Source organism: Acinetobacter nosocomialis NIPH 2119, from assembly GCF_000368085.1.
GTDB lineage: Bacteria > Pseudomonadota > Gammaproteobacteria > Pseudomonadales > Moraxellaceae > Acinetobacter > Acinetobacter nosocomialis.
Window position 1 is genome coordinate 2,518,702 of sequence record NZ_KB849239.1, and the last position, 25,531, is coordinate 2,544,232.

Sequence of the window (25,531 nt, forward strand, 5' to 3'; positions counted from 1 at the left end):
GTTATCCTCCCATGTCTGGCAATGTTATTTTTCACGTTTTTACATGTTGTTTTCTTACTTTAAGCTTCTTTTTTCATCGCTGTGTTTTGTTTTAGTTACTATTTCTAATCTTTGATTTTTATTACGATAATTTCAATGCTGATAGTGAGTTTTTCCATAGCAAATCAGCTAAATCTGCCTCGGCCATATTTAAATTTTCGGCCAAACTTTTGAGTACATAAGGTAAGTTCACAGGCGTATTGCGGGTACGCTGCTCAGTTGAAGTTTGACAGCAAAGCGGGGTCATATCAGGACAGTCTGTTTCAATCACTAAATGCTCTGCACCTATAGCCTGTACCACAGTATGAAGCTTTTTCGCATTCGGGTTAGTCACTTGTCCCGTCACACCAATTTTAAAACCAAGCTTAATCAGGCCTTTTGCCTCTTCCACTCCACCACTAAAGGCATGAGCAATTCCACCGAGTTTAAACTTATGTGCTTTTAATATTGCTAATACGTCCCCGTGTGCTTTTCGAATATGAAGTAACACTGGCTTTTGGTATTGAGTTGCCAGATCTAACTGATCGGCAAAATACTGTTTTTGTTTGGCATATATATCGGGCTGCTTATGCTCTTTCAAAAAAGTGTCGAGGCCAATTTCACCCACTGCCACGCAGTCTTCTTGCTGCAAAATTTGTTCAAGATGAGAAAGATGCTCTGGCCTATGTTGCTCAATATAAAATGGATGCAACCCCGGCGCTAAATAAGAAGTGGGCACATTCTCCCACTGCTTGAGCTGATGATGAGTGTGTACCAAATCATCAAAACGTGACTGTAAAAAGCCAATTAACACCAAAGCATCCACACCCACTTTTTTAGCCTCAAGTGCTAACTGCTGCCGATCTTTATCAAAATCGGCAACATCGAAATGGGTATGGGTATCAAACAAATGCATTAGCTAGCACTTTTTTCGGCAGGTGTCGAAGCTGGTTTAGCTTTAGGCTGCGGCAAATATTCTTCTTTCAATACATCTTGTAATTGGTCGTATGGAATAACTAAACGAGGCAACCCCACAACATAAGGACCAATTTCATATTCGCCATATTGAAGAATCAAGCCCTGATCACCGAGCAAGAAGTTTTCGGTGAGTTTAAATGGCCAAGCTTGTTCATATTCACTCACACTATTGGCAAGTTTTGAGTCAGTCACCCAAGCTTTAAACGCCTCATGTGCTAACTTTTCTAAAGCCGCTTTTTTCTCTGGACGCAGCAAGTTTTCAAGTTTAACTTGCTTTTCCTCTTTTAAATCAAAATTGTAATAGTGCTGTGCAGCCGAACCATGTGCCCCGCCCAAATAGCTACTACTGTTAACCACAACAGTTACGACCTTACCTTGCGACTGTATGATTTTAGGTTTTACTAAAAGATTAATCTGATGATTACTACTTAACTCTTTTAGTTCCTTGTCTAAACCAATAAATGAGTTTGCATAGCGCTGAACCTGAGCATCGAAACTATCTTGTTGGTCAGCAGCAGCAACTCCCGAAGCTTCTGCCTTTTTATCAGTTTTTGCTGTTTTTGCATCTGGTTCTGCAATTTCAAGAATCTGTCCGAGTGCTTTTAAAACTTGTTGATCAATAATCTTATCAATAAATGGATAGTTACTTTGCAAGCGCTCTACAGTAAATTCAGGGCAAGTTTTACCACTACAGTCTGGCAAAACCACCTTACTTTGAACTGTTTCCCCTTTTAAAGTCAGTTCCACAGGCTTTTGCTCAACCACTGCTGGCTTTTGCTGATCTTTCGACTCTTTAGGATCACTTTTAGGCTGACATGCCACTAAAAATAGTGCAGAAGCAAGTAGCGTTAAACGTAGCGAGGCCTTAGAAGTTAACATCATATTTTGCCTTTATTCTGAGAAGATTATGCATAACTCATATGAAGTTAGCGCATCTATAAGTAGGTTGCAAATACTGCTACCAACTTAAAACATTTGTTCATAAACCTCAGGTTGTAATATTTTTTTGGTTTGTTCTGTCGTTAAATAAATATCGAGCTGAGGCGCATCTTTGGTAATCTGATTTGCCTGATAATGCAGACCTACACCCTCACCATCAAAGAACCAGTCGGCCTGTCCCCAATACAAAGTTTTTGGTGCGTCTTTTTTAACGTCAGCATTTTGTTTTTTCAGCCACTCCTGATACGCAGTTTGCACGATTTGATGCACAGTGGTTTGCTGATCTTTTTGAAGTACATCAAGCAAAGTTAAGCTTTTATGCAATTTACGATCAGCCACGAAAAAATAATAACGATCTTTTATGGTGATCTCTTCTTGTTTACTATCCAAAGCCAGTTGTAGTAATACATATTGATTACGCTGCGAAGCAATACGTGTATGAATGTGTAATTCATAGGCACGGTTTTTAGAATATTTATCTTGCCATTCGTCTGACTTTTTAACGTAAGCATCAACTGCTTGTTGCAGGTTCAAATCTTTTTTCAAATTAATTTGAGTCTGAATGACTTTCGCCTGATTTTTTTCGATCCAGCTATTTAACCATGCATCTTGGGTTTTTATAGTTTGAATGTCGACATCAATACAGTTTTTCTTTTCACAAAAAGGCACTGCATAATTTGCCTTGGTTTCAGTCAAGTTTAAGTAAGGTAAAACCTCTGCCTTTTCAGTAGTATTCTTTTGAGCAGAAGCTATATTTTTTTCAGAAGATGATGAGGACTGAGTGCTTTTCCAGACAAATGCAGAAATAGCAGAGATTAGTGTTACGGCTGCAACTACAAGCGCAATAATTGCCTTCTTACTCAAATTCATTTCATCATCCTTTCTTATTTTTCAAAACAAAACAGCTTCTGTTCGAAGCTGTTTGTCACATTTATATGCTTAGTGTTCACGTGTACTACGGAACTCAATATCAGGCCAACGCTCTTGCATAATCTGCAAGTTTACTCGGCTAGGAGCAAGATACGTTAAGTGACCGCCACCATCAATTGAAAGTTGGTCATGTGCTTTTTTCTTGAACTCATTAAGAATCTTGTCATCATCACAATGAATCCAACGCACAGTATTTACGCTTACTGGCTCGTAAACACAGTCAACTTTATATTCTTCTTTCAAGCGGTAAGCAACAACGTCAAACTGAAGCACACCAACCGCACCCACAATCAAATCATTGCTAATTTGTGGCATAAACACCTGAGTTGCCCCTTCTTCAGACAACTCTTTCAAGCCTTTTTGCAATTGTTTTGACTTTAATGGATCTTTCAAACGTACACGACGGAACATTTCTGGCGCAAAGTGTGGAATACCAGTGAAGTGTAAGTTTTCACCGCTAGTGAAAGTATCACCAATCTGGATGGTACCGTGGTTGTGTAAACCAATAATATCGCCCGGCCATGCTTCTTCTAAGTGTTCACGTTCACCAGCCAAGAAAGTTAAGGCATCACTAATGCGGACTTCTTTACCAATACGCACGTGGTTCATTTTCAGGCCTTTTTCGTACTTACCTGAACAAATACGCATAAAGGCAATACGGTCACGGTGTTTAGGGTCCATGTTGGCTTGAATTTTAAATACAAAGCCAGAGAAACCTTCTTCTTTCGCTTCAACCATACGCTCTTGCGTTGGATGTGCTTTAGGTTCAGGCGCCCAGTTCATAAATGCATCGAGAACATGGTCAACACCAAAGTTACCTAATGCTGTACCAAATAGAACAGGTGTTTGTTTACCTTGTAAGAAAAGTTCACGGTCTAATGGTTCGTTTGCCATTTGTACCAACTCAAGCGACTCTTCAAAAGAAGCCCAAGCCAACTCACCTACTTTTTCACGAATATCGGCGTGATCATAGCCATCGCGTACTTCAATATCGGTAATGGTTGAACCGAAACCTGCTTTGTAAACATACAATTTATCTTCAAGAATATTGTATACACCAGCAAAGTCACGACCCATACCAAGTGGCCATGTAATTGGTACACAGCGAATATTTAAAACGTTTTCGATTTCGTCTAACAACTCAAGTGGTTCACGAATTTCGCGGTCCATTTTGTTGACGAAAGAAATAATTGGTGTGTCACGCATACGACACACTTCCATCAATTTGATGGTACGTTCTTCGACACCTTTTGCACCGTCAATCACCATCAGTGCAGAGTCAACCGCGGTAAGCGTACGATAAGTATCTTCCGAGAAGTCTTCGTGCCCCGGTGTATCGAGTAAGTTAATGGTGTGACCTTTATATGGGAACTGCATAACAGACGTGGTGATCGAGATACCACGTTCTTTTTCCATTTCCATCCAGTCAGATGTAGCTGCACGGTCAGATTTACGGCTTTTTACCATCCCTGCAACCTGAATCGCTTTACCCCATAACAACAGTTTTTCTGTCATGGTGGTTTTACCGGCATCGGGGTGGGAAATAATAGCAAATGTGCGTCGTTGAGCGACCTGTGCCGCTAACTCATCTTTAAAACTCATGAAATACACCTACTGCGGAGACTGCAGTGCCAAAGATCTAAAGTCGATCAAAATAAAAATTGGCGTAATTGTAGCAGATTTATAGGTACTGTTTAGAGATTGTTGAGTTGTTGGCCCGTGTTTTCATATTTGAAATAACTTTGGTGAAAATATAAAAATTCGGGTCCTCACACCAATAAAAAAGCCTGTCCAATATAAACAGGCTTTTACAAGTGAACTTAAAAAACTTATGCCAATTTCTTTTCTTCAATAAAATGAACATCGGCAATTTGTGCATCCCAAAACTCAGTCCACAATGCACAATAATCAAGACATAGTTTGGTCAAGCTTTCATAATCATCTTTGGTAATCGCTTGTGCTAATGCAAACCACAAGTCATCTTGATGATCATCGTCAGCAGCTTCTGCTGTTTCATCTGTTGAGACGCCGTGGACGTGATAATAACCACCACCCTCAACATCAATATTAACAAACTTGGTGGCTTGTCTTAATGGCGGGCTAAAAAGAATAACCTCTTCTTCTGCTACAGCCAATAAAGCCACTACATTCATATAGCTATCATAAGAAGCTTCTAAAAATGTTCTCACCTGATCTGCAATTTTTGAAGGTTTATAATTACGGCGGTCGTCCTCAGACAAACCGTAGTCATTTAATAAATCTTCATATAATGGATAATGTGCGTATTCAGGGTTTCCTAAATAATAATTATCTTTACCCAAACCCGGTCTAAAACCAAATTCATCTAATATATTTAGGCTTAATAGCACACGTGGAAACATTTTGGCGCCAGAGTGAAGCTTTGGTTCCAATTGCTTTGTTAAAAACTGTGCCTGTAATAAAGCATCAGTAAAAATTTGTACGATGGCATGACGATATTCTAAATGAATACGTGTCAAGGTTTGTTTATCAAGATAACCGTTATTTAATATTTCAATGGCTGGATGATGACTTACTGGTAAATGTGCAATTCTATTCCTTAACTGTTTGAGAAATTGTAAGTTTTCTTCCCACTGTTGGGCAGAAATACTATTTTTCATACCTTGTAATGCTTTTTGTCTTGGATTATCAAAGTCTTCAAATTTTTTTGACATAATCATTCTCAATAAAAAGTTTTTCTTATAGTTAAGCTAAGGCTTATCCCTCTATTTCCATTTCGCACTCAATTGCTAAAAGGATAAATTCCATATACCCATACTTAACGAGTCGATATTATGTTTATTATCTCAACAAATCAATGGATTAATTAATATTATTTAAAAAAGTAAACTATTGCCAATAAAAAATATATATTATTGTTTTTTAAAATAAACCAAACTATTGAATAAATATAATTTTTTAAATATCATAAAATAAGTTTTATTTAAGCTTTCATACTTTACAATAGCAAAGTTAATCAAAAAATATCTATGACGGGGCAACCAATGTCAAAAAGAGAAACGATTATAACAACAGCAATGACCCTTTTTAATCAGAAAAGTTATACCTCAATTGGGGTAGACAAAATTATTGCTGAGTCCAATGTTGCAAAAATGACTTTCTATAAGTACTTCTCTTCTAAAGAAGTTTTAATTGAAGAATGCCTTCAGCGAAGAATTTTGGAAGTGCAGGCTTCTTTATTAGAAAAGGTAAACCGCGCACATGATCCGTTAAATAAACTTAAAAATGTTTTTAACTGGTATATAGACTGGATTAACACTGAAGATTTTTATGGTTGTTTATTTAAAAAAGCGACTATAGAAGTTTTACAAATGTATCCATCCATTAAAAGCCAAGTGAACCAATATAGACAATGGATTTACGACTTAGTAGTCTCTATGTTTTTAGAGCTAGAAATTGAAGATCCAACAGTTCTAAGCAGCCTTTTTCTAAATATTATTGATGGGCTTATTATCGATGGCACCATTAATAAACCAGAAATTAATGCTGAAAGAACATGGTCTTATATAAATAAACTCATTGAGCTTGAAACAACGCAGAGCTGTGCGGCTGCGTAAATAGATTTAATTATTTATGATGCTATCTCATAAATAAACCTTGTTTTAACCCATACGAAAGCTTGAATACATACTCTTTTACATGAACAGACTTGTTTCATCTTCTTAGCTATATATAGATTAGGCCGTTATGTTTTAAATGCATAGCGGCCTTATTTTATATAAGCTCAAGCTTTTCTTAAAAAAATTTATTAATAAAACTCTAATGTTAGTTAAGCTCATCTATTTAATTAATTAATCACTAAGAAAAATACTTTTTAAAATATATTGCAATAACAGTTCTCTATTATCAGCCTTCGTTTCATCTAGCAGTTGAATAATGGCACCATCAATTACAAATAAAAACATATGAGCATCTTTTTTAGTAGCATCGTTCTTCGCTGTTAAAAGCAATTTATAAACTTCATCAATTAACCATTGACGGTACTGTATAACCACTTGATAGGCTGTAGGGTAAATTTTTTCAATTTCAAAAATAGCTCTAAATGGCAAATAATAATGCCCTTCCAGATTGACATGTAAAAAGAATATTTCCTTTAACTTTTCACGCACCACTAAATCTTTTTGTGTGTAAATAATTGAGAAGACTTTTTCTTTTAAAGCATCTTTTTGAAAGTTTAAACTCATTTCAATAAGCCGCTCTTTAGACTGAAAATATTTATAAAACGTGGTTTTGGTCACTTCCGCTTCTTCTACAATGCGGTCTACACCAACGTTGTGAAAACCATGGTCATTAAAAAGATAACGAGATGTATGAAGCACACTTAACGCGCGAAATGAGAGATCTGAATATGGCATATATGTACCGTTATAAAATAATTTGTTGTTGTGTCTAAATGAGATAAAACAGCCGCAACTTTTACTCTAGGCAAAAAAAGCATGTAAAGGCCCCAAAGATGGCCCTAAGGCATCTCAAGTTTTATTGTTGATATGATTTTTTAGTCGTGACGAACTAAAGCCTGAAAACTCGAAAGTGATCAAACAACGCTAAAGACTAATCGGGAGGTGTAAAAAAAGTATGCACAGCCAACTCCTTATATGGGGAGTTCTGCCAAAGCATTAATAAAGAATTATGGTGGCAGAACGAAAGAGGGTTGACAGACTGGTACGACGCCAGCACACCCGAAGGTGTCCCTCTCCCGTCCTACCGCTACGGGAGGAGACGAGGAGCTTACACACAGAACTATCCCTCAGACGGGAAAACTCTGATGCGGTCGTATGTGGTCTGTCAAAACCACCTGGCAATGTAGGCCAGCAGGCAAAGGATAATCTGAGAGTTTAGAAGTGTCAATGTGGAATTTATGACAAGTTTTCAAAATTCTTATTATTTTTCATTAGATTAACTAAATTATTATTTTAGATATTATATAAAGTTGTAGTTTTAAAATTTATCACAAGTTCGTTAAACAAAATGAGCGCCTTGTGACTGAATCAGTTGCCCTACATTTACAGGCATTCCTAACAAGTAACCTTGGAACTGCTGACAGCCTAAACGCGTTAAAATTTCGACTTGCTGCTGAGTTTCCACCCCTTCGGCTGTTACGGTTAAGCCTAACTTTTTCGCCAAATGAATAATACTTTCTAAAATCACTTCTTCTTTGGAACCCGGTTTTAAATCGACAATAAAACCACGGTCAATTTTAAGCTCATCGACTGGTAAGTCTTTTAAATATAAGAAGCTTGAGTGCCCTGTTCCAAAGTCATCAATTGCGACACGAATGCCCATATCACGCAGCCGCTCACAAGCACGAATGCTTAAGTCGATATGCCGCATTGCAGTTGATTCAGTAATTTCAATAATGAGGTGATGAGGCTTAATTTGGTATTTTTTTAACAAACCTTCGAGGGTACTAAAGAGCTTTTTATTTTCAAACTGCAAAGCCGATAAATTGACTGCGATTGGATAAAACTGCGTATTGCTACGTTCCCATTCCTGAATTTGCTGGCAAGCTTGCTCAAGTGCCCAATATCCCATTGGAATAATTAAACCTGTCTTTTCTGCACCACCAATAAACATATGTGGTGTCAGCATACCTAAAGACGGATGGTTCCAGCGAATGAGTGCCTCAACCCCACAAATCTCAAGATTGGTATTAAATTTAGGTTGGTAATAAAGAACAAATTGTTTTTCTTCGACTGCTTTATATAAATCATTGATCAGTTTTGACTGACTTCTGGTTTCTTGCTGGTGGGTTGAATAACTAAAGACGGTGTAAGTATTGCGGCCCTGCTCTTTAGACATCAGCATGGCGGCATCGGCATTCATTAGCAGGTCTTGAACATTCTGCCCATGTTCAGGGAACAATGCGATGCCAAGGCTTGCCGAAATATTAATTTCTTTACCGGAAATCTGGTAACTGTCTTGAATAAGCTGCAATACTTTTTCAGCAAGTTGCATTGCCTCTTCAGTATCGGTATTTTCAGCTATTAATAAAAACTCATCTCCGCCAATCCTAAGCAACTTACACTTTTCATTGAGTTGCCAATGTAAGCGATTGGCCATTTGTATAAGCAGTTGATCACCAATGTGGTGACCAAAGGCATCATTTACCGATTTAAAACGGTCTAAATCAATATAGAGAAAAGCAATTTTCTGGTCTTTATAACGATGGTCTGACAGAAGAACTTCTGCGTAATCAACTAAATAAAGTCGGTTTGGTAGTTTAGTTAAGTTATCTTGAATGGAGAGATTGGCGAGTTCTTTATTGGCTTTACGGAGTTCTAAATTTCGTTGGTTCAGTCGTTGTTCCAGCACGGCGACAATAAAACTCGCGACCAGCACCAGACATGTAACTAGAATAATAGTAAACAGCAACAGGTCATGTTCAGCCTGATATTGGCTCACAAATTTATCGGTAATATTAGTCGCAATGAGTGCCGTATAGTGCATGCCCATAATGCTTAAAGTCATCATGACTGCAAAAGCGAGTTTTAAACTTACTCGATTACGCTCGCTCTCTTTTAATTTATACGCCAACAAAAAAGCTAGACCTGAACCACTCATGGCAATTAAGACAGAAAATAAAATGAGAAATGAGGTGTAATCTTTCTTATAAATATCAATATTCCAGCCCAGCATACTCACATAATATGAAGCTGAAATACCAATGCCCATAATGACTGAGCTTAAAACCAACCTAAATAATGGTAGTGTAAAACGGGAAGTGAGCCAAATTGCCACACAAGAAAGTACAGCACTAATACCAAAAGAAAGCGTAATTAAAGAAAGATTAGCGTTGGCAGTTTCAAATAAATGATAAGCATGCATGCCAACAATATGGACAATACTAATAGCCGCAGCGAGTAATAATCCATTAAATAATAAAATAAGCGGTTCAATCTTTTGATAGGCTTGCTTAAATATTAATTGCTCCATGGAAATCACAATATAGCAAATAGCGCCAGCCGCAATAAAAGAGCCGACGATCAATGTGCTATCGTAATCAACATGACCCATATTGGACTTCCATGATTATTCAATACTTTTTTTTATTTTGTTCAATTCATTGCACAAAATACAATTAAACACGTTAAAGAAAAATAGTAAATTCGACTTTTTTGGTCAGTTATAAACAATAACATTATCTAACATTTGGTCAAGTATTTTTTACTTTAGAAATCAATAAAGTAAACAAAAATTAAGCATCCAATTATATGAAAAATATAGGATTTCTTAAATCTAGGTCAATTGACCTTAATGATGTTTTTTTAAGCTTATTTTAGCTGCTCTAAAATAAAAAAACCCTGCATGAAGCAGGGTCTTTTTAAACAATAGAAAAGAGTATTAGTTTTTCTCTTTATCTACGATCTTGTTTGCTTGAATCCAAGGTATGAGCAAGGACTAGTAGAGCATTGCTCTACCCGAGCGCAAGAGCGAAGTTTTACTTCGCTAACGCGCGTTTCAAGCTAAAGAAAAAACTTAGTTTTTCTCTTTATCTACGATCTTGTTTGCTTGAATCCAAGGCATCATCGCACGTAATTTAGCACCAGTTTGTTCAATACCGTGTGCAGCATTTTGACGACGACGAGCTGTCATAGATGGGTAGTTCAACGCACCTTCTTGGATGAACATCTTCGCGTATTCACCAGATTGAATACGTTTTAATGCATTACGCATAGCTTCACGAGACTGTTCGTTAATTACTTCAGGACCAGTTACGTATTCACCGTACTCAGCGTTGTTAGAAACTGAGTAGTTCATGTCAGCGATACCGCCTTCGAACATCAAGTCAACGATTAACTTAAGTTCGTGTAAGCATTCGAAGTAAGCCATTTCTGGTGCATAACCAGCTTCAACCAAAGTTTCGAAGCCCATTTTAACAAGTTCAACTGCACCACCACAAAGAACTGCTTGCTCACCGAATAAGTCAGTTTCAGTTTCTTCACGGAATGAAGTTTCGATAATACCTGTACGACCACCACCTACGCCAGAAGCGTAAGAAAGTGCAACGTTACGTGCATTACCAGAAGCGTCTTGGTGAATCGCGATTAGGTCAGGAACACCTGAACCACGTTGGAATTCAGAACGTACAGTGTGACCAGGAGCTTTAGGCGCAACCATGATTACGTCTAAGTCTTTACGTGGAACAACTTGGTTATATAGAACAGAGAAACCATGAGCAAATGCTAAAGTCGCGCCTTCTTTGATGTTTGGCTCAATCACGTCACGGTAAAGTTGTGATTGGAATTCATCTGGAGTCAAAATCATTACGAGGTCAGCTTGCTTAACTGCTGCTGGGACTTCAGCAACTTTAAGACCAGCGTTTTCAGCTTTCTTCCAAGAAGCTGAACCTGCACGTAAACCTACAGTTACGTCTACGCCTGAGTCTTTAAGGTTAAGTGCATGAGCATGACCTTGAGAACCGTAACCAATAATCGCAACTTTCTTGCTTTGGATGATTGATAAGTCACAGTCTTTATCGTAAAAAATTTGCATTTGTGTTCTCCGCTAAAATACTTTTTAAAAAATTAAATGGCTAAAACTTTTTCGCCACGGGCGATACCTGATACACCTGAGCGAACGACTTCAAGAATGGTGTTTTCTGCAAGCGCATCGATAAAACCATCTAATTTTTCAGTTGTCCCTGCTATTTGAATGGTATAGGTCGTTGGTGTCACGTCTACAATTTGCGCACGGAAAATATCCGCAGTGCGCTTAATTTCAGCACGTGAAGCACCTAATGCTTTTACTTTGATTAGCATGAGTTCACGTTCAATGTGTGAACCTTCTGATAAATCAACTACTTTTACCACCTCAACAAGTTTGTTGAGCTGTTTCGTAATTTGTTCGATCTTATGGTCATCGCCATAAGTCGTTAACGTCAAACGCGATAATGTCGGATCTTCGGTTGGTGCAACATTTAAAGTTTCAATGTTGTAGTTACGTTGGCTGAATAAGCCCACCAAACGAGAAAGCGCACCAGCTTCGTTTTCAACGAGTACAGAAATAATATGTCTCATTAAATGCGCTCCCCTTTAGAAATCCACATGTCACGCATAGATTGACCTGCAACCTGCATTGGATAAACGTGTTCGCTACGGTCAACCATAACATTGATAAATACGCATTTATCATTGATGGCCATTGCTTCTGCAAGCTTAGATTCAAGTTCATCGGCATGATTAATTTGAATGCCTACATGACCATAAGCTTCCATTAACTTGGCAAAGTCAGGTAATGACTCAACATAAGAACTTGAATGACGACCTTCATAGTTCATATCTTGCCATTGTTTCACCATACCTAAAGCACGGTTGTTCAAGCACAAGATTTTTACGTTCAAGCCATATTGTTTACAGGTTGAAAGTTCCTGAATACACATCTGAATTGAAGCTTCACCCGTAATACAAACAACTTGTTGGTCAGGGAAAGCAAGCTTCGCAGCCATTGCATAAGGTAAGCCAACACCCATGGTGCCAAGACCACCTGAGTTGATCCATTGACGAGGACGTTTATACTTATAATAAAGTGCACCAAACATCTGATGTTGACCAACGTCAGAAGTAATGATGGCATCACCATTGGTTACTTTATATAAAGTTTCAACAACCTGCTGTGGCTTCATGGTGCCATCAGATGGGTTTTCATATTTCAAACCATGAACTTTGCGCCATTCATTAATTTGAGACCACCAAGCCGCAATTGCTTCAGGATTTGGTTTAGACACATTTAACTGTTTTAACTGTGCCAACATTTCTTGAAGAACAGGCTCTACTGCACCAACGATCGGGATATGCGCCATAATCGTTTTTGAAATGGTCGCAGGATCGATATCGACATGAATCACTTTTGAGTTCGGGCAGAATTTGGCTGGGTTATTTGTTACGCGGTCATCAAAACGCGCACCAATCGCCAAAATTACATCTGCATGGTGCATTGCCATATTGGCTTCGTATGTACCGTGCATGCCCAACATGCCAATAAATTGTGGATCGTCGCCTGGGAATCCGCCTAACCCCATAAGTGTGTTAGTTACCGGATAACCAAGTAAATGTGCAAGTTCGGTTAATAACGCAGAAGCATTACCTTGTACGACACCACCGCCTGTATAAATAACAGGACGTTTTGCAGTAAGTAATTCATCAATTGCTTTACGAATTTGACCAGAGTGGCCACGTGAAGGCGGTTGATATGAACGCATCTTCACTTTTTCAGGGTATTCGTAGGCAAACTTTTCTGCAGGGTTCGTCGCATCTTTAGGAATATCAACTACAACTGGACCAGGGCGCCCACTTGACGCGATATAGAATGCTTTTTTAATAATTGCAGGAATTTCACTCGCGTGACGGACCTGAAAGCTGTGTTTCACGATAGGACGTGAAATACCAACCATGTCAGTTTCCTGGAAAGCGTCTTCACCAATCAGATGTGATGCAACCTGGCCAGACAAAATCACCATTGGGATTGAGTCCATATAAGCTGTTGCAATTGGAGTTACTGTATTGGTTGCGCCCGGACCAGAAGTGACCAGTACTACGCCAGTCTTACCTGTAGCACGCGAGTAGGCATCTGCCATATGACCAGCAGCTTGCTCATGGCGCACGAGGTAATGATTGATTTTGTCTTGTTGAAATAGCGCATCATAAATATGTAATACAGCGCCGCCTGGATAACCAAAAACATGTTCAACGCCTTCGTCCGCAAGAGCACGAACGAGCATTTCACCACCAGATAAAAGTTCCAACGTGATTCACCCTAAAATTTTTATCACTATTTATGGAAGGCACAAATAGTGTTTCATTCATTGAATTGTCTGCACTGTTATAGCACACATATTGTCTAGTTTTCGTTGCAATAGAAAAATTTCTGTTTTTCAGCCGTATAAGCTGTTTTAACATTAATAAAGCATGTCTGGATATACATACTTTAGTAAAATCAATCTCTCGGCTAGAGAGAATGTCTATTACAAAACATGATATTTATTCGAAGGGTGATCGAGTAAATACATATAAAACTAGAGAAAGCATTTTTGTTGTTTCTATATATAAAGTCAAGAATAAAGAAATGGTTTTTCCATAAAAAGTTTTAGCTGTTGTTTTTTTAATCTAATATTAAGCCGTAAATTTGTTCATCCCCTCTCCATTTTTATTAAAAAAACACTCTTTTTTATATAAAACCATGCATTCTAAATTGCTTATTTATGAACTTTATTTAAATATAGTCAGTATTTTTTGGGGAACATCTAATATGAATTTATCTTATTTAAAAACAAGCTTATATACAGTAATCACCACAGCAATTTTAGTTTGCTCAACTCAAAGTCAGGCCGAGCAGTATTATAAATGGGTAGATAAAAACGGCTCGACACATTACACCACGACGCCACCACCTAAGGGTGCGAAACATTTGAACAAAGTTTCAACTTACGGTACCCAGCCTTCTGTAAAGAATCCGACATCAAACCCAGAACAACCAGCTCAGACTAAAACAGATAAAGCCGTACCAGAAGCAGCTAACGCCACGCAGGAAAAAACTGCACCTGCAGTAGCAGCTTCACCTGCTGCACCCGCACCTGCTCCATCAGCTTCAGCACCACGATAAGTAAAATGAGAGTGGTGAATACTTTCACCACTCTTCTCGGATTTAAAATAAAGAAGAATAAGTTGGGAAATTTTTATAGCGCATATTAAAAGATAAAATCGTGATCTAAAAACTGACATTTTCCTCTATTTTGCGCTATGCTGTGCAGCAATCTTTCATTTCAATTTTCGTTGTATAGCTTACGTCTATGACTATTTCTCACATTGACCCAGAATATCAAGCAAACACGATTGAACCATCCGTCCAACAAGATTGGGAAAATCGTAAAGTCTTTAAAGTTGCCGACACTGTCGAAGGTAAACATCGTTACATCCTGTCAATGTTCCCTTACCCAAGTGGCAAACTGCACATGGGTCATGTGCGTAACTATACAATTGGCGATGTAATTAGCCGTTTCTATCGTTTAAAAGGCGAAACCGTACTACAACCTATGGGTTGGGACGCTTTTGGTTTGCCTGCGGAAAACGCTGCAATTGCCCATAAAGTTGCTCCGGCAAAATGGACATTTGAAAACATCGCTTATATGCGTGACCAATTAAAAAAATTAGGTTTATCTGTTGATTGGGACCGTGAATTTGCAACGTGTACACCAGAGTACTACCACTGGGAACAATGGTTGTTTGTTCAGCTTTATAAAAAAGGTTTGATCTACCGTAAACTTTCAACAGTAAACTGGGATCCGGTTGACCAAACAGTTTTGGCAAATGAACAAGTTGAAAATGGTCGCGGATGGCGTTCTGGTGCATTGGTTGAAAAACGCGATATTCCAATGTACTACTTCCGTATTACGGACTATGCACAAGAATTATTAGACGACCTAGACACCCTACAAGAAGGCTGGCCTCAACAAGTGTTGACCATGCAACGTAACTGGATTGGTCGCTCTACAGGTATGGAAATTACTTTCCCATCTGCCAATACCGAAATTTATGCTGACGGCTTAACTGTGTATACAACACGTGCTGATACGCTTATGGGCGTAACATACGTTGCTGTTGCAGCAGAACACCCTCTTGCACTTAAAGCTGCTGAAAATAACCCTGAATTGGCTGCATTTATTGAAGAATGTCGCATGGGTTCAGTTGCAGAAGCTGACTTGGCAACAGCCGAGAAAAAAGGCATGGCAACAGGCTTGTTTGTAAAACACCCTGTAACTGGTGAAGAGCTTCCTGTCTGGATTGCAAACTACGTATTAATGTCTTACGGTTCTGGCGCAGTAATGGCTGTACCAGCACATGACGAACGTGATTTTGAATTTGCAAACAAGTTCAACTTGCCAATTAAACAAGTGATTGATGCCAAAGGCGCTGACGATGCAGACTACTCTGCAACTGAGTGGCAAGAATGGTACGGTTCTAAAGAAGGTAAACTTGTTAACTCTGGCGAGTTTGACGGTTTAGAATTCCAAGCTGCGTTTGACGCATTCCTTGCGAAATTAGAACCACAAGGTTTAGCAAACTCTAAAGTTCAATTCCGTTTACGTGACTGGGGTGTTTCTCGTCAACGTTACTGGGGTTGTCCAATTCCAATGATTAACTGTGATACTTGTGGTCAAGTCACAGTTCCAGAAGACCAACTTCCAGTTGTATTACCAACTGACGTTGTTCCAGATGGTTCAGGTAACCCGCTTAATAAAATGCCTGAATTCTATGAAACGAAATGTCCTTGCTGTGGTGGCGATGCACGCCGTGAAACAGATACATTGGATACATTCGTAGAGTCATCTTGGTACTACGCACGCTATGCATCTCCAGACTTCACTGGCGGTATGGTTAAACCTGAAGCAGCTCAAAACTGGCTTCCTGTAAACCAATATATTGGTGGTGTTGAACACGCGATTCTTCACTTACTTTATGCACGTTTCTTCCACAAATTAATGCGTGATGAAGGCGTTGTACAAGGTAATGAACCATTTACCAACCTGTTAACTCAAGGCATGGTGCTTGCAGATACATTCTATCGTGAAGCCGAAAATGGTAAGAAAACTTGGTTCAACCCTGCTGACATCGAATTAGAACGTGATGAGAAAGGTCGCATCATTTCTGCAAAATATTCAGGTGACGGTCAAGAAGTGATTATCGGCGGACAAGAAAAAATGTCTAAGTCGAAAAATAACGGTATTGACCCACAAGCCATTATTGATCAATACGGCGCAGATACAGCACGTGTATTTATGATGTTTGCTGCTCCACCAGATCAATCTTTAGAATGGTCTGATGCAGGTGTTGAAGGCGCAAACCGTTTCTTGAAACGTGTATGGCGTCTGGTAGCAAGCTTCCTTGAAAAAGGAAACGCTGCAACTGCAATCGATACGGCAAACTTGTCTAAAGACGCTCAAGATTTACGTCGTAAGACTCACGAAACGATTCAAAAAGTAAGTGATGATATTGAACGTCGTCATGCATTCAATACTGCAATTGCCGCATTAATGGAATTATTAAACGCAAGCAATAAGTTTGAAGCAAAAGATGACAACGACGTTGCTGTAGAACGTGAAGCAATCACGACATTGTTAACGTTGCTTGCTCCATTTGCTCCGCATTTAAGCCAGACTTTATTGGCTCAGTTTGGTACGGACTTAACAGAAGCAACTTTCCCTGAAGTTGATGCTTCTGCGTTAACACGCAATACCCAAACGATTGTTGTACAAGTAAATGGTAAACTTCGCGGTAAACTTGAAGTTTCTGTTGATATTTCTAAAGATGAATTATTAGCTCAAGCTAAAGCGTTACCAGAAGTTCAACAGTTCTTAACAGGACCAACCAAAAAAGAAATTGTGGTTCCAAACAAATTGGTTAACCTCGTGGTTTAATTACAGGTATTAATGAGAGGATCAAGCATGCACTTAGCCCAACGTTTAGCCGCTGTTGTTTTAACCTTAGGCCTTAGTGCAGGCTTAGTCGGGTGTGGTTTCCATTTAAAAGGAACTAACCCGACTGCGACTCCACTTGTTTATAAAAAGTTGAGCCTTGAGTTACCGGCAAAAACCGATGACTTAGAAACACAATTAAAAGTGTACTTAACAGCAAATGGCGTTCAGCTCACCAATGACAACGACGCCTATGTTCTTCATGTTTTAGAGTACACGCCTCGTCGTCAACTTCTAAATGGTAAGCTTACAGAAGTTCTATTACGTCTGACTGTGACTTTCCAAATTGAAGACCGTCAAGGGAATAAAATTACCGAGCCTCGTACTTTAACCGCAGCTCGTAGTTATCAATACGACTTGGCAACTGTCAACACTGAAAACCAGCAAGAAGGTTACTTGCAACGTATTGTGATTGATGACATTGCTCAGCAAATTACTCGTCAAATTTCAGCTAATCGCTTACCAAAAGCTCAACCATAAGATTTATCTATTCTTTAGTAATGAAACTTGACTACTTACAAGCCCTTAAACGCATTCCGGAAGCTCGGGGTGCGTGGATCCTGCATGGTCAGGAACCATTACTTGAACAAAATTTACTAGATACTTTCCGTAAAAGCTGGCAGCAACAAGACATTGAAAGACAGCGCTATGACATTAGTAGTGTGAGTGACTGGAAAAATGTGTTTAATGCCCTGAACAGCTTGTCTTTATTTTCACAGCAACTTGCTATTGAAGTTCACGGCAATATCAAGCCCGATGCAAATGGTTTAAAACAGCTTAAAAGTTATATTCAGCATAATGAAACCAACCTGCTGTTAATTGTTTTACCCAAACAAGATAGCAGTAGCTTAAAGTCTGCTTTTTTCCAAGTTGTTGAAGCAAACGGCGTTGTTGTTGCTCTTACTGCAAACTATCCGCAAGACCGCCAAAGAATTTTAGCTGCTGAAGCAGAAAAGCTTGAAATTCAACTCGACAATGATGCTTGGCAGTGGCTCATGCAGCATCATGAGCACAATTTACTCGCAGCTAAAAATAGTTTGATGCGCGTAAGAGATACTTTCCCAGACCAGAAACTGATTCAAATTGAACAGTTATATGCTTGTTTGCAAGATCAGTCTCGTTACACCACTTATGATTTAAGCGATGCTTTATTAGAAGGCAATCTTGCTCAGTCTATTAAGATTTTCCAATATTTAATTGGTTCGGGTGAACCAGAAAGTCTGATCTTATGGACATTAAGTAAAGAAATGCGTTTATTAATGCAGTTGTTTGAACAGCCACACAATGCATTGCAACTCGGTATTTGGAAAACCAAAGTTAGCTTATATCAACAAGCTTTAAGAAGACTCAATCCACAGCAATTTTTGGGATGGTCTGCTCTACTCTTGCAAATCGATGCGGCAATTAAAGGCATGTCTAATGAAAATGCCGAACATTTAATGCAACAAGCGATTGCCGAGTTGTGTGGGAAAACATTATTTATACAATAGAGCGGCCAAATCCTTTGTCTGCTTTGTTGAAATATCATAAAAATTCACGTTTTATCCTCAATTGACTCTTATACTAATTAAAATTTTAGACTTTTCGACCTCTCGCCATGCCAAAAATAAAGCCCATTAAACTCGTTATTATTGTCGTCTGTATAGCCGTTATTGCTGCATTAGCTTGGAAGTTTTTTAAACCTAAACAGCAGCAGCCTCAATATATTACAGCTGAGGTAACTCGCGGAGATATTGAGAATAATGTACTTGCAACCGGTACGCTTGATGCAACCAAGCTCATTAGTGTCGGTGCTCAGGTATCCGGTCAGGTTAAAAAGATGTATGTGCAGCTTGGTGATCAAGTGAAACAAGGTCAACTTATTGCACAAATTGACTCAACCACCCAAGAAAACAGTTTAAAAACATCTGATGCCAATATTAAAAACTTAGAGGCACAGCGCCTTCAACAAGTGGCATCTTTAAATGAAAAGCAACTCGAATATCGTCGTCAGCAACAAATGTATGCTCAAGATGCGACACCTCGTGCAGATTTAGAGTCAGCTGAAGCTGCTTATAAAACAGCCCAAGCACAAGTCAAAGCATTAGATGCACAAATCGAGTCTGCGAAAGTTACTCGTTCAACAGCACAAACAAATATTGGTTATACCCGTATTGTTGCGCCAACTGATGGCACCGTTGTTGCGATTGTGACTGAAGAAGGCCAAACCGTAAACGCGAACCAAAGTGCTCCAACGATCGTTAAAATTGCAAAACTGCAAAATATGACGATTAAAGCGCAGGTAAGTGAAGCAGATATCATGCGAGTAGAAAAAGGTCAAAAAGTCTACTTCACTACTTTAGGCGATGACAGTAAGCGTTATGCGACATTACGTCAGATTGAGCCAGCACCAGATTCAATTTCTAGTGAGTCAAACAGTACTACAAGTTCAACTAGTAGCTCAGCTGTCTACTACAACGCTTTATTTGACGTTCCAAATACAGATGGCAAATTGCGTATTGATATGACTGCTCAAGTTTATATCGTATTAGATTCAGCAAAAAATGCCTTACTGGTTCCATCTTCTGCCTTAAGTAGCAAACAATTTTCTGGTCAGAAAAAACCTGGTCAGTCAGCAGATAAAGCAGCTTCAACTCCAAATGCCGAAAGAAAACATTCAGGTAATGGTGCCCGTTTAGAACGCTTAAACTTAACTCCTGAACAAAAACAACTTATTGAACAAGGTAAAGCAACCTTGAGCGTAGTTCGTGTTTTACAAGCAGATGGTACAGCTAAACCAACACAAATTTTGGTAGGTATTAATAACCGTGTAAATGCACAAGTACTTGCCGGATTAAAACAAGGTGATCAAGTTGTAATTGCGGATAGTTCAGAAAACTCTGCTGCCTCTGCAAATAGTGGTAATAACCGTCGCCGTAATGGTCCAATGGGAATGTAAGCATGACAAAACAAGCTTTGCTTGAAGTCAGCAATCTGGTCCGGGAATTCCCTGCTGGCGAAAGCACGATTCAAATTTTAAAAGGCATTGACCTGACCATTTATGAAGGTGAACTGGTTGCGATTGTCGGCCAGTCCGGTTCTGGTAAATCAACGCTCATGAATATTTTGGGCTGTCTGGATCGCCCAACAAGTGGTAGTTACAAGGTTAATGGTCAAGAAACCGGTAAGCTAGAACCTGACCAGTTAGCCCAATTACGCCGTGAATATTTTGGCTTTATTTTCCAGCGCTATCACTTACTTGGTGACTTGTCAGCCGAAGGTAACGTTGAAGTTCCAGCCGTTTATGCAGGTGTTACACCTTCAGATCGTAAACAGCGTGCAACCGCCTTACTTACCGAGTTAGGTTTAGGCACAAAAACACAAAACCGACCAAGCCAACTTTCAGGTGGTCAACAGCAACGTGTTTCAATTGCCCGTGCTTTAATGAATGGCGGTGATGTGATTTTAGCCGATGAGCCAACAGGTGCACTCGACTCACATAGTGGTATTGAGGTAATGCGAATTTTGCGTGAACTCAATGCGGCTGGTCACACCATTATTTTGGTCACGCACGATATGCAAGTTGCGAAAAATGCAACGCGTATTATCGAAATTAGTGACGGAGAAATTATTAGTGACCGTCCTAATGTTCCAGACCAATCTACAGAAGAAGTTAAATCTGACCCCGATGCTGCCCCTGCTCTACAAAATAAGCAGAAAAAAGGTAAAAGCATTTCAGCTTGGCGTTCAACTTTAGACCGCTTATCTGAGGCGTTCCAAATGGCTTTGCTGTCTATGAATGCCCACCGTATGCGTACCTTTTTAACCATGCTCGGGATTATTATTGGTATTGCATCTGTCGTAACGGTAGTCGCACTGGGTAATGGTTCACAAAAGCAGATTTTGGAAAATATTAGCGGCCTCGGTACTAACACAATTACGGTATTCCAAGGGCGTGGTTTTGGTGATAACTCCAAGACGGCCAATTTTAAAACATTGGTACCTGCCGATGCCGATGCATTAATGACGCAGCCTTATGTGAGTGCTGTCAGTCCAATGGTCAGCACATCCAAAACTATGCGTTATCAACAAAATGAAGCGAACGCGACCATTAATGGCGTAAGTAACGATTTTTTTGATGTAAAAGGTCTGGTTTTTAAAGATGGTCAAACTTTTGATCAACGTAGTGTACGTGACCGTTCACAAGATGTAGTGATTGACACGAATACGCAAAAACAATTCTTTAGCGATGGCACCAACCCAATCGGGCAAGTGGTCTTACTAGGTAGTGTGCCGGCTCGTATTATCGGCATTGTTGAACCTCAGACCAGTAGTATGGGCTCAGATGATACGCTTAATGTGTATATGCCATATACCACGGTCATGAGCCGTATGTTAGGTCAGGCACATGTCCGCAATATTGTTGTACGTATTAATGATAAATACTCGACCAGCGCTGCTGAAAACGCCATCGTTAATTTATTAACGCAGCGACATGGTGCCCAAGATATTTTCACTATGAACAGTGACAGTATCCGTCAAACCATTGAAAAAACAACCAGCACCATGACCCTTCTGGTCTCAGCAATTGCCGTCATTTCTCTGGTAGTTGGTGGTATTGGTGTAATGAACATTATGTTGGTTTCGGTAACTGAACGTACGCAAGAAATTGGTGTACGTATGGCTGTCGGTGCTCGACAAAGTGATATTTTGCAACAGTTCCTAATTGAAGCAATTTTAGTGTGTTTAATTGGTGGTGTTCTCGGCGTATTACTTTCGCTGGGGTTAGGACAGCTTATTAACAAAGTAGCCGCAGGTAATTTTGCAGTGGCATATTCAACGACTTCGATTGTGGCAGCATTTGTTTGCTCAACACTGATTGGTGTCGTATTCGGTTTCTTGCCTGCCAAAAATGCCGCAAAACTTGACCCTGTTGCAGCACTATCACGAGAATAAGGAAAATTGCATGTCTTTTTCAATGACTAAACTTAGCGCAGCACTTCTCCTCAGCAGTTCTCTTGTGGGATGTGCGGCAATGGTTAAAACGCCTTACCAAGCACCGTCTGTACAAGTTCCGGGTAGTTTTCAGTACGATACGACTAAAACTAAAACAGCATCAGTTGAACAATACTCTGACCGTTGGTGGACACTGTTTGGAGATGCACAGCTCAATCAGCTTGTAAACAACGTATTAGAGCGTAATAGCGATTTAGCTGTAGCGGGAATTACCTTAAAGCAAGCTCGCTTAAAAGCTGATTTAACGGCAAATCAACAAGGCCTACGTACCAGTTCAAATGTTTCTACAGGCCATACTTTCGACTTAAATTCAGGCGATGATAGTGCTAAAGGACTATCCTTAAGTGCAGGCGTAAGTTATGAACTTGATTTGTTTGGCAAGCTTGCTCGCCAAACCGAAGCGAGCAAATGGGAAGCTTTAGCGACTGAACAAGACTTACAGTCTACAGGTCAAAGTCTGATTGCCACTACAGCGAAACTCTACTGGCAACTGGGCTACTTAAATGAACGTTATGCAACTGCACAGCAGAGCTTAGCCACTTCACAAAAGCTTTATGAGTTAGTTCAAACTCAGTATAAAGCAGGTGCAGTTTCAGGCTTAGACCTTACGCAAGCCGAGCAATCTGTTCAAAGTCAAAAAGCAAGTTTAAGCCAAATTGAACAACAGCTTGTAGAAACACGTACAGCCATTGCAGTGTTATTGCATGAGCCAGTACAGCAACTCAACATTCAAGAACCACAGCGTTTACCACGTACAGCGCTTCCTGCTATTGGTGCAGGTTTACCGGCGGATATTTTGTCACGCCGCCCTGACTTGCAAGCAGCCGAGCTTCGTTTAAGAAAGGCTCTGGCAACCAAAGATGCGACCAAAGCAAGTTACTATCCGTCTATTAGCTTAACCAGTAGTTTAGGTTCAAGCAGCACATCGTTAACCGAGTTATTACGCAACCCTGCTCTCACGCTTGGGGCGAGTTTGAGCTTACCGTTTTTGCAATATAACGATATGAAGAAAGATATTGCGATTAGTAATCTTGATTATGAAAAAGCGATTATTCAATATCGCCAAACGCTTTATCAGGCTTTTGCTGATGTAGAAAACGCGTTATCAAAACGCACAGAACTCGACAAACAAGTAGAACTGCAACAACGTAATGTTGAACTTGCAGAAAAAACCGAACGTTTAACCGAAGTACGTTACCGTTATGGCGCTGTTGCGTTAAAAACACTTCTCGATGCCCAGCAAACAACACGTACTGCGCGCTTGAGTCTTGTTGAAACCAAACAAAGCCAATACAACGCTTATGTCACCCTCATGCAGGCATTAGGTGGTTCACCTGTAAAAGAATTGCCACAATAACTTGCGCCCAGTAAAAAAGCCGTAGTCCTTCAACTACGGCTTTTTTTATGTCTGAATAAATCTTAAGACTTATTCATCATCCATCATAGATTGGCTCATACCGACAGTATTGAAACCAGCGTCTACATATAGAATTTCACCAGTAATACCTGAAGCCCAAGGTGAGCATAGGAATAACGCTGCGTTACCCACTTCTTCAATCGTTACGTTACGCTTTAACGGTGCAACTTTTTCGTTAGCATCTAACATTTTACGGAAAGATTTAATACCAGAAGCAGCTAAAGTACGGATTGGACCCGCAGAAATCGCGTTTACACGGATACCATCAACACCTAAGCTTGATGCTAAGTAACGAACACCAGCTTCTAAAGAAGCTTTTGCCATACCCATTACATTGTAGTTAGGCATAACGCGCTCAGAACCTTGGTAAGTCAAAGTTAATAAACAACCTTGGCGAGCTTGTAATAAAGGTTTTGCAGCACGTGCCATTGCAACAAAGCTGTATGCGCTAATGTCATGAGCAATTTTAAAACCATCACGGTCAGTCACGTCAGTAAAGTCACCGTCAAGCGTGTGTGCAGGTGCAAAACCGATTGAATGTACAACACCATCTACGCCGTCCCAATGTTTTGCAAGTTCCGCAAATGCATTATCAATTTCAGCATCAACGGCAACATCACATGGAAACACAAGTTTAGAACCGAATTGCTCAGCAAACTCATCTACACGTTTTTTTAATTTTTCGTTTGGATAAGTAAATGCAAGCTCAGCACCTTCACGGTGTAATGCTTGTGCAATACCATAAGCAATTGATAATTTACTAGCAACGCCTGCAATCAAAAAGCGTTTACCTGCTAAAAGTCCTTGTGTCATGCCGATCTCACTCAAAACAATTTCCAGCATAATGCCAATATTCAACATTTTTCGAAATTGCATAATGCATCTTTTTTCAAAAATCGCACGAAAAAAAATCGCCCCGATTTAGGAGCGACTTTTTATCATCTCATTTTTAGTCATCAGACAATAAGCCAAGTAGACGTAAGAACGAGATATACATCCAAACTAAAGTTGCAAGTAAGGCAATACCACACAACCATTCCATGAATTTTGGAGCACGGTATGCTGCATTGGTTTCGATCAAGTCAAAATCTAAAATCAGGTTAAGTGAAGCAATGACTGCAACAAATGCAGCAAAACCAATACCCAACCAGTTGCTTTCAAAAATATAAGGAATGCTTGAACCAAACGCTAAACGCATCACCATCTGTACAATAAATACAATAAAGATTGCTAGAGATGCCGAAATTACAACTGATTTGAACTTTTCGGTTGCGCGTATAATTTGGAACTTATAGAGACCAAACATCACTAAAGTGGTAACGAAAGTTGCTAATAAGGCTTGAAGCGGAACGCCCGGATATTTCAACTGGAAAGTAAAAGAAATACCACCAATAAATGCCCCTTCGAATAAAGCATAAGGAATTGCTAAAGTTGGCGCAGTCGTTGGTTTAAACGTTGTGATTAAAGCTAAAACCAAGCCACCAATTGCACCCACAATTGAAGCTGCGTAAGCAATACCAACATTTGCAGTAAAGGCTGCATAGAAAAATAAAGCGACACCCACTGCAGCAGCAATGATAGTCAACATCACAGATTTTTGAATCGCACCTTGCACGGTCATTGGTTGACTGTAGTCACTGACCGTTTCAACGCGAGTCAGTATCGGGTTATTACTTTGCATAAATGCTCTCTTTTTATAATAAATAAACTTAAAACATCATTTTAAGCAAAATGAATATGAAAGCCAA

20 protein-coding genes are annotated in these 25,531 nt (G+C 39.5%); 8 read left to right on the top strand and 12 right to left on the bottom strand.

The window, feature by feature from the left end; genetic code table 11:
* Window positions 1–121: 121 nt before the first annotated feature.
* The 5 genes from F984_RS15630 to F984_RS15650 form a co-directional block, all read right to left on the bottom strand.
* Window positions 122–934 carry a TatD family hydrolase gene (locus tag F984_RS15630; RefSeq protein ID WP_004710641.1) on the bottom strand — a complete coding sequence of 271 codons (813 nt, stop codon included), beginning with the start codon at window positions 932–934 and terminating at the stop codon, window positions 122–124.
* Complete coding sequence (locus F984_RS15635) at window positions 934–1,875, bottom strand: RsiV family protein (RefSeq protein ID WP_025469352.1); 942 nt, start codon at window positions 1,873–1,875, stop codon at window positions 934–936. The genes F984_RS15630 and F984_RS15635 overlap by 1 nt, the downstream gene beginning before the upstream one ends.
* Window positions 1,876–1,962: 87 nt before the next feature.
* On the bottom strand, window positions 1,963–2,805 hold the full coding sequence (locus tag F984_RS15640; RefSeq protein ID WP_004710643.1) for a hypothetical protein: 843 nt from the start codon (window positions 2,803–2,805) through the stop codon (window positions 1,963–1,965).
* Window positions 2,806–2,874: 69 nt separating this feature from the next.
* The gene (locus F984_RS15645; protein WP_004710644.1) at window positions 2,875–4,467 is read right to left on the bottom strand and encodes a peptide chain release factor 3; all 1,593 of its coding nucleotides are present in this window, start codon (window positions 4,465–4,467) and stop codon (window positions 2,875–2,877) included.
* A 227-nt stretch (window positions 4,468–4,694) separates the two neighbouring features.
* Window positions 4,695–5,558: a heme oxygenase-like domain-containing protein gene (locus F984_RS15650; RefSeq protein ID WP_004710645.1), complete on the bottom strand. Its 864-nt coding sequence runs from the start codon at window positions 5,556–5,558 to the stop codon at window positions 4,695–4,697.
* A gap of 330 nt (window positions 5,559–5,888) precedes the next feature.
* On the opposite strand from F984_RS15650, the gene F984_RS15655 reads away from it, so the two are divergent.
* A complete protein-coding gene (locus F984_RS15655; protein ID WP_002053226.1) occupies window positions 5,889–6,461 on the top strand; it encodes a TetR/AcrR family transcriptional regulator in 573 nt (190 codons plus the stop codon).
* A 234-nt stretch (window positions 6,462–6,695) separates the two neighbouring features.
* On the opposite strand, the gene F984_RS15660 is transcribed toward F984_RS15655, so the two are convergent.
* The 5 genes from F984_RS15660 to F984_RS15680 all read right to left on the bottom strand — a co-directional run bounded on the left by F984_RS15660 (window position 6,696) and on the right by F984_RS15680 (window position 13,645).
* Entirely contained in the window at window positions 6,696–7,259 is a 564-nt protein-coding gene (locus tag F984_RS15660; RefSeq protein ID WP_002053434.1) for a TetR/AcrR family transcriptional regulator, read from the bottom strand.
* A gap of 604 nt (window positions 7,260–7,863) precedes the next feature.
* Entirely contained in the window at window positions 7,864–9,918 is a 2,055-nt protein-coding gene (locus tag F984_RS15665) for a bifunctional diguanylate cyclase/phosphodiesterase (RefSeq protein WP_004710647.1), read from the bottom strand.
* 462 nt (window positions 9,919–10,380) lie between these two features.
* Entirely contained in the window at window positions 10,381–11,397 is a 1,017-nt protein-coding gene (gene ilvC / locus F984_RS15670; RefSeq protein WP_001165443.1) for a ketol-acid reductoisomerase, read from the bottom strand.
* A gap of 32 nt (window positions 11,398–11,429) precedes the next feature.
* Entirely contained in the window at window positions 11,430–11,921 is a 492-nt protein-coding gene (ilvN, locus tag F984_RS15675; RefSeq protein WP_001215920.1) for an acetolactate synthase small subunit, read from the bottom strand.
* Window positions 11,921–13,645 carry an acetolactate synthase 3 large subunit gene (locus F984_RS15680; RefSeq protein ID WP_002053493.1) on the bottom strand — a complete coding sequence of 575 codons (1,725 nt, stop codon included), beginning with the start codon at window positions 13,643–13,645 and terminating at the stop codon, window positions 11,921–11,923. Before F984_RS15680 ends, ilvN begins: the two co-directional genes overlap by 1 nt.
* A 503-nt stretch (window positions 13,646–14,148) precedes the next feature.
* On the opposite strand from F984_RS15680, the gene F984_RS15685 reads away from it, so the two are divergent.
* From F984_RS15685 to F984_RS15715, 7 genes are all read left to right on the top strand, one after another.
* Complete coding sequence (locus F984_RS15685; protein ID WP_004710648.1) at window positions 14,149–14,502, top strand: DUF4124 domain-containing protein; 354 nt, start codon at window positions 14,149–14,151, stop codon at window positions 14,500–14,502.
* Window positions 14,503–14,689: 187 nt separating this feature from the next.
* A complete protein-coding gene (leuS, locus tag F984_RS15690) occupies window positions 14,690–17,314 on the top strand; it encodes a leucine--tRNA ligase (protein WP_004710650.1) in 2,625 nt (874 codons plus the stop codon).
* A 27-nt stretch (window positions 17,315–17,341) separates the two neighbouring features.
* Window positions 17,342–17,851, top strand: a complete 510-nt coding sequence (locus F984_RS15695) for an LPS-assembly lipoprotein LptE (protein WP_002053498.1) — start codon at window positions 17,342–17,344, stop codon at window positions 17,849–17,851.
* Window positions 17,852–17,871: 20 nt separating this feature from the next.
* On the top strand, window positions 17,872–18,861 hold the full coding sequence (gene holA, locus F984_RS15700; RefSeq protein WP_002053357.1) for a DNA polymerase III subunit delta: 990 nt from the start codon (window positions 17,872–17,874) through the stop codon (window positions 18,859–18,861).
* A gap of 107 nt (window positions 18,862–18,968) precedes the next feature.
* Window positions 18,969–20,309: a MacA family efflux pump subunit gene (locus F984_RS15705; protein WP_004710651.1), complete on the top strand. Its 1,341-nt coding sequence runs from the start codon at window positions 18,969–18,971 to the stop codon at window positions 20,307–20,309.
* A 2-nt stretch (window positions 20,310–20,311) separates the two neighbouring features.
* On the top strand, window positions 20,312–22,306 hold the full coding sequence (locus F984_RS15710; RefSeq protein WP_004710652.1) for a MacB family efflux pump subunit: 1,995 nt from the start codon (window positions 20,312–20,314) through the stop codon (window positions 22,304–22,306).
* Between the two features lie 22 nt (window positions 22,307–22,328).
* Complete coding sequence (locus F984_RS15715; protein WP_080631655.1) at window positions 22,329–23,723, top strand: efflux transporter outer membrane subunit; 1,395 nt, start codon at window positions 22,329–22,331, stop codon at window positions 23,721–23,723.
* Between the two features lie 69 nt (window positions 23,724–23,792).
* On the opposite strand, the gene F984_RS15720 is transcribed toward F984_RS15715, so the two are convergent.
* Both F984_RS15720 and F984_RS15725 read right to left on the bottom strand, forming a co-directional pair.
* Window positions 23,793–24,596, bottom strand: coding sequence for an enoyl-ACP reductase FabI (locus F984_RS15720; protein ID WP_002027450.1), 804 nt, complete (start codon window positions 24,594–24,596; stop codon window positions 23,793–23,795).
* 136 nt (window positions 24,597–24,732) lie between these two features.
* The gene (locus tag F984_RS15725; protein WP_002053496.1) at window positions 24,733–25,464 is read right to left on the bottom strand and encodes a Bax inhibitor-1/YccA family protein; all 732 of its coding nucleotides are present in this window, start codon (window positions 25,462–25,464) and stop codon (window positions 24,733–24,735) included.
* Window positions 25,465–25,531 lie beyond the last annotated feature (67 nt).